The sequence below is a fragment of the Scleromatobacter humisilvae genome, assembly GCF_023231945.1.
Classification (GTDB): Bacteria; Pseudomonadota; Gammaproteobacteria; order Burkholderiales; family Burkholderiaceae_C; genus Scleromatobacter; species Scleromatobacter humisilvae.
Map to the genome: position 1 here is coordinate 261,525 of NZ_JAJLJH010000006.1, position 10,209 is coordinate 271,733.

A 10,209-nucleotide genomic window follows, 5' to 3' on the forward strand; every position below is an offset into this window, starting at 1 on the left:
GATTCTCGCCTGACCGATGTTGACGGAATTTGAATGGGGCCTTCGAGTCCGCTGCACGGATGGGGGAGGAGCCGCGGCGAAGATGACGTGTCCGCGCCGCATCGACGTCGCCTTCACCGACCAACCTCCCAGGATCCAGACATGACCCAAGCCCTCAACGACGCCGCCCTGAAGCAGCTGTTCCTCGACGCCCGCACCTTCAACAAGTTCCAGCCGCGCCCCATCGACGACGCGACGCTGCACTCGCTGGTCGACCTGATGAAGTGGGGCCCGACCTCGATGAACTCGCAGCCGGGCCGCATCGTCTTCGTGCGCAGCGCCGAGGCCAAGGAAAAGCTCAAGGGCGCGCTGATGGGCGGCAACGTCGACAAGACGATGGTCGCGCCGGTCACGGCGATCGTCGCCTACGACACCGAGTTCCACGAGCACCTGCCCACGCAGTTCCCGGCGATGCCGGGCGCGCGCGACATGTTCCACGGCAACGCGCCGTTCATCGAGAACACGGCTTTTCGCAACAGCACCTTGCAGGGCGCCTACCTGATCATCGCCGCCCGCGCGCTGGGCATCGACTCGGGCGCGATGAGCGGTTTCAACAACGCCGCCGTCGACGCCGCCTTCTTCCCGGACGGCAAGTGGAAGTCCAACTTCCTGATCAACCTGGGTTACGGCGACGCCACCGGCAACTGGCCGCGCGGCCCGCGCCTGCCGTTCCACACGATGGCGCGCATCGACTGACGCCCCGCGTTCGCCGACATCGGGAGGGCCGCCGCGTGCGGCCCTTTTGCGTCGGGGGGCCCCCCGATTCACCAGCCGGACCGTTGCGCAACACGGCACTTTCACACGTCCGATGTAGCCATTGGCGAGCTTCTCCCGCTACATTCACCCGTCCCCTCGATGGGAAGAAAAATGGTGACGGCTGGGAGGCCGCTTGAACGACGTCGCACGACTTTTCCTCGAGACCTACGCGCGTGGCGGCGAGGCGGATGGCGGCTGGAAGTTCGGCAAGGCCTTGCTGCAGGCGCAGCTGGACTACTCGGAAGAGAGCCTGGAACGCATCGACCTGCTGCTCAAGGCGATCCGCGACCGGACCCGGCCGGTGCACGAGGCGTTCATCGCCGATCCCGCCGGGCGCAACTTCCTCTCGCTGCTGGCCTTCTACCTGATGGCCGTGCTCTCGCGCCGCACCGGCGCCGAGATCGAGTGGCACGACACCCGTTCGGCCCAGAAGGCCACCGCCGACTGGGCCAGCATCGCCGACACCCCGTTCACGCGCCTGGTGGCGCTGGCGCCCGACCAGGGCCTGCTGTTCCTGCCGCTGGTCTGGCTGCACGACCGCCTGTTCGGGCTGGGGCTGGGGCAATACGACAAGGCGTCCGACTACCTGCTCAGCGTCGCCAACGAGCTCGAATACGACCTGCCGATGGCCTGGTGGAACGCGGCGCGCCTGGTGGGCGTCACGGCCTCGACGATGATGGCCGCCGTGGCCGAGGGCCGGCCCGCGCTGCCGCAGATCGCCTGGCACCACCCGCGCGGCCAGCGCACCAACATCGTCACGCTGCCCTACGAAGGCGAGGACGCCGCCGCGCGCGGCGAGGCGGCGCTGGCCGACAACCGCGAGGGCGCGGCCTGGAAGACCTTCGTCTACAACACATGGATCAATGCGTCGGGCGCGCGCGTGCCGGCGATCTCGGTGACCGTGCAGACCTATGGGCCGTCGCCGTTGCGGCTGCGCATGGCCTTCCGCTACCGTCCCGCCGCCGACGGCCGCCCGCTCGCGATCCTCGACCCGTCGGTGTGGGAGTTCAACGTGCCGGAGGAGACCTTCCTGCGCCTGAATGCCGCCGTCAAGCGGGGCGCCCAGGGCGTGCGATGGCCGGCGGGCAAGTCCTGGCTCGACCACTACGAAGGCCGGCGCGACGTGCCCTCGCTGCTGCCGGCCGCCGTGCACGTGCCGCCGTCGTATGCGACCGGCGAGCAGATGCGCATCGGCGACGCCGTGCTGACCGACGGCGGGCTGCTGCCGGGCCGGGTCGTGCAGTTGGTGCCGGGCTCCGACGGCCACATGGCCTGCGTCTTCAAGGACGCGCGCGGCCAACGGCGCACCGCCACGGCCACGCAGGTGCGCGAGGGCGTGCTGTTCGTCTCGCGCAGCCCGGCCGACCACCTGCAGGAGTGCGTCTCCTGGCTGGAGCAGCGGATCAAGCAGGCGCCGCGTGGGCGCGCCGATCCGAACGCGCTGACGAGCCCCGCGCACGCCTGCGTCGCGCTCGCCGGACTGCTGTGGCAAGGCCTGGGCGTCGCGAAGAACCCGGCGACCGCCCGGCAGCTCTGGCAGGCCGCGGCCGACGCCGGCAATGCCGCCGCCGAACTCGCGCTGGCAGCGATCCATCTCGAGGGCGACACGGTCAGGCAGGATGTCGCCAAGGGCCTGCAGCTGCTGCGCAGCGCGGTCGCCAAGGGCCACGCGCCGGCGCTCGCGCGCCTGGGCCAGGAGTTCGAGACGGGCCTGCGCGTGCCGGGCGACACCGCGCAGGCCGTGAGCCTGCTCACGCGCGCGTCGGAGGCCGGCAACGCCCATGGCACGTATCGGCTGGCCTGGATGCACCGCATCGGCAAGGGCGTCCGGCACGACATGGCGCGCTGCATCGCGCTGATCACGCAGGCCGCGGGCGGCGGCTACGCGCAGGCGCAGTACGAGCTGGCGATGCATTGCAGCACCGGCGACGGCGTGCCGCACGACGACGAGCGCGCCGTCTGGTGGCTTGAGCGCGCGGTGCAGAACGACCACGGCGAGGCGATGATCATGCTCGCCGGCAAGTACGAACGCGGCCGCGGCGTGCCGCAGGATCTCGCCAAGGCCGTGACGCTGTATCGCCAGGCCGCCGACAAGAAGATCCCGGCTGCCTGGTACCACCTCGGCCAGATGACCGCCGACGGCCGCGGCCTCGAGCGCGACCTGCGCGAGGCGATGCGCCTGATGACGCTGGCCGCGCACGACGGCGTCGGCGACGCGAAGGAACAGCTCGAGGACCTCGAGCTGGCGATGACGCGCGAGAACCGCGGCTAGGCGAACGTCCCCGACGTCGTCGCAGTCGCCCGGACTTCAACGGGAGGACGATGCATGAAGCTGATCAATCGAGCCAGTTCCTGCGTGCTGTTCGCGCTGCCCTTCGTGGCCTTCGGCCTGGGCGCGCGACCGCTGCACGGGCTGCCGGGCCGCGAGATCATCGGCCTCGTCGTCTTCGTCCTGGCGCTGGCATGTGCCTGGCGGCTGGCCGGCCCCGCGCTCGCCAACGGCGCCTCGCCATCGCGCACGCTCGCCGCATCCGGCGGGTTGCTGCTTGCGCCGTGGGTGCTGATCGCGCTGCTGTGGACGGGCCTGGGCGCGCCGTTCCAGGCCAGCACGCTGGAGAACCAGCATCGCTACGCCTTGCTGATGGTCGATGCGCTGCTGGTGGGCGGCGGGTTCATGACGCTGCGCGACGCGTTGCGCGAGCGCGGCGAACGCTTCTGGAGCGCGCTCGGATTCGCGGCGGCCGTTCCTGCCGGCCTGCTCTACCTGGCCTGCATCGCCATCACGTTCGCGCAGGCGACGCAGGTGCTCGGCGGCGACCACACGCCCGTTCCACCGCTCTTCAGCCACCTCTACGACGTTCTGGAGTTCTTCGCCTGCTGCCTCACGTACCTTGCGACGGCGCTGATGTCGACCGCCATGGCCGCGACGGCGTTGCAGCGGCGGCTGGGCGCGCGCATCGTCGCCGTGCTGTGCCTGTTGATCCTCGTGCTGCTGGTCCTGGGCGGCATCGAGTACCCGACCATCTCGGGACAGACCGCGCCCTGGTACACGCAGCCGGCCGTCATCGTGCGCATCCCCGCGATCCCGTGGGTGCTGCCCGGCCTGCTCGGCGTCGTGCTCCTGCGGGCCGCGGGCCGGACGGAGTGAGGCGTCAGGCGGCCATCGCCTGCTTGGCCTCGACCTCGCCGTGGCGCACCACGTAGAGACCGGGCATCGGTTCGCGCGTCAGGCGTTCCACCAGCGTCTCGGCGAGCGGCGCGTCCACCAGCGCTGCGAAGCGCCCCCAGCGACGCATCACCACGTCGTCGCCCCAGGCGGTGGCGAGCGCGTCGCGCATCTCGGCCTTGGCCGATCCGTGGCCCTGGCGCAGCGCCTGCGCGAGCAGCGAGTTGAAGAACAGGTTGAACTCGTTGCGCAGCGCGACCGGCAGCGATTCGGCGATGCCCCGCGCGCGCTGGCCCCAGCCGGCGACAGCCAGCTGCAGCGTCAGCACGGCCTGCAGCTCCTGGATCGGGTTGACGAGGCGGATGCGGTTGGGCGGCAGCACGTGCAGCGGGATGCGCGCGGCCTCGTCGTGCGGCAGCGGCGTGGCGAGCGACTTCAGCGCCACGATGCGGCGCCAGTGGCGCAGCGGCAGGCCGTCGACGAGGATCTCGGGCTCGGCCTCGGCGCGCGCCAGGCAGTCCCTGGCCATCGCCCAGTCGATCGTCGTCCAGCGCTCGGCGATCGTCGGGCTCAGCAGCACGAGGTTGCCGGCGACCCAGCCGCGCTGCAGGTCGATGGGCACCACGCAGGCGTCGTCCTGCAGCGCGCGGCCGGTGACCGGGCAGTGCGTCGCGACTTCCAGCGAGCGCAGCACCTGCGGCGTGATCTGGTGGTCGTCGAAGGCCTCGCCGCGCTGCCAGGCCGCCAGGCGCAGCGCGAGCCAGCGCGTGACCGCCAGCGTCGCCGGACGCGTGCGTCGCGCCATCGCGCGGCGGCCGCGCTCCCAGCCTTCGCGGATCGGATGGCCCGGCCACAGGCAGGGCGCCGGCGGCACCATGCCATAGCGCGCGAACTCGAAGCCGATCGCGTCGCCGGGATCGACGTCGTTGGCCGGCGCGACGTCACGAACCGGCGCCTTCGCGGCAACGAGGCGCGTTGCGGCGATGTCGGCGCGCTTGCCCTTGGGGGCGAAGTTGAAGGTGGCCTGGTTCATGGTGACGTCCTCGTTCTGATCGGAGAGTGAGGGCAGTTTGCGATCTCACAAGCTCACACGATGAGCTAGGGCAAAATAGGGGCCCATGGACAGGACAGAACGTTTCTACCGGATCGAATTGCTGATCAAGCGGCAGGCCGGCGTCAGCTTCGACCAGCTGCTTTCCGAGCTCGAGGTGTCGCCCGCGACGCTCAAGCGCGACCTGCAATACCTGCGCGACCGCATGGACGCGCCCATCGTCTACGCCCGGGACGAGAACGTCTATCGCTTCGCCGATGCCGCGGCCGCCGCGGTCGACGGCGGGACGTCCACGCGCGCGGTCGTCGCCAAGAAGCACGAGCTGCCCGGCGTCTGGTTCAGCGAAAAGGAACTTCACGCACTCTTGACGATGCATCAACTGATCGCCGGCCTCGACGACGGCGGCGTGCTGGGCCGCCACCTGCAGCCGCTGCTGGACAAGCTGCACGGCATGCTGGGCGCCAGCGGCGACGAGGCGCAGGCGCTGATGCGCCGCGTGCGCATCGTCAACCCGGCCAAGCGCGCCGTCACGAGCCGCTGGTTCGAGGAGGCCGTCAGCGCGGTGCTGAGCCGGCGGCGGCTCCTGATCAGCTACTACACGCGCAGCAAGCGCAGCGAATCCGAGCGCGTGCTGTCGCCGCAGCGGCTGCTGCACTACCGCAACACGTGGTACCTCGACGCGTGGTGCCACGCGAGCGAGGGCCTGCGCCGCTTCGCGCTCGATGCGGTGCGATCGGCCAAGGTGCTGGACGAGCCGGCACGCGAACTGCCGATGCCGGAGGTCGAAAAGGCGCTCGACCAGGGCTACGGCATCTTCGGCGGCGCGCAGCTGCGCTGGGCCACGCTGCACTTCAGCGCCCAGGCCGCGCAGTGGGTCGCGCAGGAGGAATGGCATCCGCAGCAGCAGCTGAAGCCCCAGGCCGATGGCTCGCTGCGCATGCGCATCCCGTATTCCGATTCCACCGAGCTCGTGATGGACGTGCTGCGCCACGGCCCCAACGTGCAGGTGCTGTCGCCGCCGGAACTCGTCGCCGAGGTTCGCGATCAACTGCAGGCGACGCTGGCGTCGTATGCGGAGAACGAAGCGGCATGAACAAGGCCTTCACCAAGGAATCCGACAGCGAGGACGACGACGACGGCCCGTCGCTGCCCGCGCTGCCGGCCGGCGGCAAGAACTACATCACGCCGCAGGGCCACGACCGCCTGCGCGCCGAACTGCTGCAGCTGATCGACGAGGAGCGGCCGAAGATCGTCGAGATCGTGCACTGGGCCGCGTCCAACGGCGACCGCAGCGAGAACGGCGACTACATCTATGGCAAGAAGCGGCTGCGCGAGATCGACCGCCGCATCCGCTTCCTGATCAAGCGGCTCGACATCGCCGTCGTCGCCGACCCCTCCGCGCACCACGGCAGCGACCAGGTCTTCTTCGGCGCCACCGTCACCTACGCCAACGACGACGGCGACGAGCGCACCGTCACGATCAAGGGCATCGACGAGGTCGATTCGCTACAGGGCGAGGTCAGCTGGGTGTCGCCGATCGCGCGTACGCTGCTGAAGGCGCGCGAAGGCGACACGCTGCAGCTCGTGACGCCGGTGGGCGTCGAGACGATCGAGGTGATCTCGGTGAGCTATCCCGCGCCCGCCGCGCAATGAACTGAATTTCCTGAGACTGCAACGAATGAAGGCTTCCTCCCTGATCGCGGGCGCGATCCTCGCGGCTTGCGCGCTGCTCGCGCCCGTCTCGCAGGCCGCGCCGTCGGACGCGCCCGCCAAGGCCATTCCCATGTATGGCGTCCAGGTCGTGCGCACCACGCCGCACGACATCAACGCCTTCACCGAAGGCTTCTTCTTCCTCAACGGCTATTTCTACGAAAGCACGGGCCTGGACGGCCATTCGACCGTGCGCAAGGTCAAGCCCGAGACGGGCCAGGTGGTGCAGCGCGCGAACCTGCCGCCCGAGATGTTCGGCGAGGGCATCGCGCCCTGGCACGGCCGGCTGGTCGGCCTCACCTGGAAGAGCCAGGTCGGCTACGTGCTCGACCTCGACAGCTTCAACACCCTGGGCAAGTTCGGCTATCCGGGCGAGGGCTGGGGCTTGACGCACAACGACACCGAAATCGTGATGAGCGACGGCACCGCCGACATCCGCTTCCTCAATCCGGACACGCTGATCGAGACGCACCGCATCCACGTCACCGCGCAAGGCAAGCCGGTCGACCAGCTCAACGAGCTCGAGTGGGTCGAGGGTGAGATCTACGCGAACATCTGGCAGACCGACCGCATCGCGCGCATCGATCCCAAGACCGGCGAGGTCGTCGGATGGATCGACTGCAAGGGCCTGCTGGCGATGAAGGACTACATCCCCGAGCACACGGACGTGCTCAACGGCATCGCCTACGACGCCGCCACCAAGCGGCTGTGGCTCACCGGCAAGTTCTGGCCCAAGGTGTTCGAGGTCAGGCTCGTCAAGCGCTGATCCTGCGTCCGCGGCCTCGGTGCCGCCCTTCGTGCCCACCATTTCACCGCTCGTCACCGGCTCCGGGCTTTCCGCCTTGCGCGGATCCGGCACCTGGACGACAGTCCCGCATCCTTTTCCCGCAGAGCATTGCAACGTGTCCGCTATCGCCCCCCATACCGCCCAACCGTACTCGAAAGACGAGTTCTCGCGTGACGACACCGCGTTCCTCGGCCACCCCGCGGGGCTCGGCTGGCTGTCGTTCTGCGAGCTCTGGGAGCGGTTCTCGTACTACGGGATGCAGATCCTGCTGGGCCTGTACCTCACCAAGTACCTGTTCCTGCCCGAGCACATCGGCAGCGTGATGGGCATCAACGTGGTGCGCGTGGCCGTCGAGGCCGTCACCGGGCCGCGCACGCCGCTGCAGCTGGGCCTGTTCATCTCCGGGCTGTATGCAGGCCTGGTCTACCTGACCCCGATCTTCGGCGGCCTGATCGCCGACCGCCTGCTGGGCCGCACCAAGACCATCGTCATGGGCGCCAGCCTGATGGCGCTGGGCCACTTCCTGATGGCGTTCGAGTCCAGCTTCCTGTTGGCGATCGCCTGCCTGCTCGTCGGCGTGGGCTGCTTCAAGGGCAACATCGCGGCGCAGGTCGGCGCGTTGTACGCACCCGGCGACAAGCGCAATGCGACGGCGTTCCAGATCTTCCTGATGTCGGTGCAGATCGCCGTCATCGGCGCGCCGCTGGTGTGCGGCACGCTCGGCGAGAAAGTCGGCTTCCACTGGGGCTTCGGCGCCGCAGGCGTGGGCATGCTGATCGGCCTGGTGACCTACCTCGTCGGCCGCGGCTGGCTGCCGCCCGAGCCCAAGCTCGAGAAGGGCCACGCCACCGTCGAACAGCCGCCGCTGACGCGCACCGAGTGGGGCCGCCTGTGGCTGCTGATCGGCCTGCTGCCGCTGCTGATGCTGTCCATCGTCGGCAACCAGCAGTTCAACATCGGCTTCACCGTCTGGTCGGACAAGCACATGGACCTGATGATGTTCGGCTGGCAGGTGCCGGTCACATGGCTGCAGGGCGTCGACGCCTTCGTCAGCAGCGGCACGATGCTGATGTCGATCGCGTTCTGGAGCTGGTACAGCAAGCGCCGCAACGAGCCCGACGAGCTGATGAAGATGGCCATCGGCTCGATGATCGCGGCCGGCGGCCCGGCGCTGATGGCCATCGCCGGCCAGATCGTCGACACCACGCACGGCAAGGTCGGCCCGATCTGGACGCTGGCCTACACTGTCGTCAACGACATCGGCTTCGCCAACGTGCTGGCCGTGGGCCTGGCGCTGTATTCGCGCGTCGCGCCCCGGCAGATCGTCGGACTTGTGATCGGCATCTACTACCTGCACCTGTTCGTCGCCAACACCTTCGTCGGCTGGCTGGGCGGCTTCATGGACATCATGTCCAACCGCGATTTCTGGGCGCTGCACGCGCTGCTCGTCGTTGCGGCCGGCGTGCTGCTGCTCGTCGCGCGTGCGATGTTCGGGCGCCTGCTGTCGGCCGAGACGATGAACGCGGAGCGCGACGCGGCGGGCTGACGCGCGCAGGCGTGTCGCTTGCTGCCACGGGATGGTCGAAACGTCCCGGAAGGCCACGCCATGCCTACGCTGCCGCGCTCCATGCACGCCCTGTTGATCCGCCGCTTCGGTGGCCCCGAGGTGGTCGAGTACGCCGAGATCCCGGTGCCCGTGCCGCGCGATGGCGAGCTGCTGCTCAAGGTCGAGGCCGCCAGCCTGAATCCGGTCGACTGGAAGATCCGCAGCGGCAAGTACCCGGCCGTGACCGAGGCGATGTTGCCCTTCGTGCTCGGCCGCGATCTCAGCGCCACGGTGGTCAGCTCGAACGACGCCGAGCTGGTGCCTGGCACGCTGGTGCATGGCCTGATGGCCACCGAGCACGGCAGCTTCGCGCAGTACGTCGTCGCCAGCGCGAGCGAGCTCGCGCCGGTGCCCGCGATGCTGGACCGCATCGTCGCCGCCGCCGTCCCGCTGGCCGGACTCACCGCATGGCAGGGGCTGTTCGACCACGGCGGCCTGCGGGCCGGCCAGCGCGTGCTGATCCACGCCGGCGCCGGCGGGGTCGGCCACATGGCCGTGCAGTTCGCGAAGGCGCGCGGCGCGACGGTGATCGCGACCGCCTCGACCGACGATGTCGAGTTCGTGCGCGGCCTCGGCGCCGACCAGGTCATCGACTACAAGAAGCAGCGCTTCGACGACCACGTGCGCGATCTCGACCTCGTCTACGACCTCATCGGCGGCGAAACGCAGGAGCGCTCGTGGCCGCTGCTGAAGAAGGGCGGCACGCTGGTCTGCACCGTGGCCGAGCCGCCGCAGGACAAGGCGCAGGCACACGGCGTGAAGGCGATGCGCTACACGGCGCAGCCCCGTGGCGACCAGCTGCGCGAGATCGACGCGCTGATCCAGGCGGGCAAGGTCAAGCCGCACCTGGCGCGCAAGTACGCGTTCGGCGATGCGAAGGAGGCGCTGCGCACGCTCGAGGGCGGCCACACGACGGGCAAGCTGGTGTTCGACATGACCGGCGCGATCGCCGACGTGCCGAACCCGATCTACAAGCCGGGCGACTAGGGCCTGTTCACACTAATAACGTGCCCGCGTGACCATCAGAAAGCCCGCCTTCAAGGCGCGAACGCGCAGGCGTGGTGGGCCCACTCCAAGCGTTCGCAACGCCGAAG

Annotated in this window: 9 protein-coding genes; 8 read left to right on the forward strand and 1 reads right to left on the reverse strand. The window is 69.5% G+C overall.

All coding sequences use genetic code 11. From position 1 onward, the window contains the following. Positions 1-141: 141 nt before the first annotated feature. The 3 genes from LPC04_RS20035 to LPC04_RS20045 all read left to right on the forward strand — a co-directional run bounded on the left by LPC04_RS20035 (position 142) and on the right by LPC04_RS20045 (position 3,943). Positions 142-735 carry a malonic semialdehyde reductase gene (locus tag LPC04_RS20035; RefSeq protein WP_275684048.1) on the forward strand — a complete coding sequence of 198 codons (594 nt, stop codon included), beginning with the start codon at positions 142-144 and terminating at the stop codon, positions 733-735. Between the two features lie 193 nt (positions 736-928). Then, positions 929-3,067 carry a tetratricopeptide repeat protein gene (locus tag LPC04_RS20040; RefSeq protein WP_275684049.1) on the forward strand — a complete coding sequence of 713 codons (2,139 nt, stop codon included), beginning with the start codon at positions 929-931 and terminating at the stop codon, positions 3,065-3,067. Between the two features lie 54 nt (positions 3,068-3,121). Next, positions 3,122-3,943, forward strand: coding sequence for a hypothetical protein (locus LPC04_RS20045; RefSeq protein ID WP_275684050.1), 822 nt, complete (start codon positions 3,122-3,124; stop codon positions 3,941-3,943). A 4-nt stretch (positions 3,944-3,947) separates the two neighbouring features. On the opposite strand, the gene LPC04_RS20050 is transcribed toward LPC04_RS20045, so the two are convergent. After that, positions 3,948-4,994 carry a hypothetical protein gene (locus LPC04_RS20050; RefSeq protein WP_275684051.1) on the reverse strand — a complete coding sequence of 349 codons (1,047 nt, stop codon included), beginning with the start codon at positions 4,992-4,994 and terminating at the stop codon, positions 3,948-3,950. A gap of 85 nt (positions 4,995-5,079) precedes the next feature. Between LPC04_RS20050 and LPC04_RS20055 the strand changes: the two genes are divergently transcribed. The 5 genes from LPC04_RS20055 (at position 5,080) to LPC04_RS20075 (ending at position 10,102) form a co-directional block, all read left to right on the forward strand. Next, positions 5,080-6,105 carry a helix-turn-helix transcriptional regulator gene (locus LPC04_RS20055; RefSeq protein ID WP_275684052.1) on the forward strand — a complete coding sequence of 342 codons (1,026 nt, stop codon included), beginning with the start codon at positions 5,080-5,082 and terminating at the stop codon, positions 6,103-6,105. Beyond that, positions 6,102-6,665 (forward strand): transcription elongation factor GreB, encoded by a 564-nt coding sequence (gene greB, locus LPC04_RS20060; protein ID WP_275684053.1) that lies wholly within the window; start codon positions 6,102-6,104, stop codon positions 6,663-6,665. The genes LPC04_RS20055 and greB overlap by 4 nt, the downstream gene beginning before the upstream one ends. Positions 6,666-6,690: 25 nt before the next feature. After that, positions 6,691-7,488 (forward strand): glutaminyl-peptide cyclotransferase, encoded by a 798-nt coding sequence (locus LPC04_RS20065; RefSeq protein WP_275684054.1) that lies wholly within the window; start codon positions 6,691-6,693, stop codon positions 7,486-7,488. Positions 7,489-7,624: 136 nt separating this feature from the next. Further along, on the forward strand, positions 7,625-9,055 hold the full coding sequence (locus LPC04_RS20070) for a peptide MFS transporter (protein WP_275684055.1): 1,431 nt from the start codon (positions 7,625-7,627) through the stop codon (positions 9,053-9,055). Between the two features lie 60 nt (positions 9,056-9,115). Continuing rightward, the gene (locus tag LPC04_RS20075; RefSeq protein WP_275684056.1) at positions 9,116-10,102 is read left to right on the forward strand and encodes an NADP-dependent oxidoreductase; all 987 of its coding nucleotides are present in this window, start codon (positions 9,116-9,118) and stop codon (positions 10,100-10,102) included. The last annotated feature ends 107 nt before the right edge of the window (positions 10,103-10,209 follow it).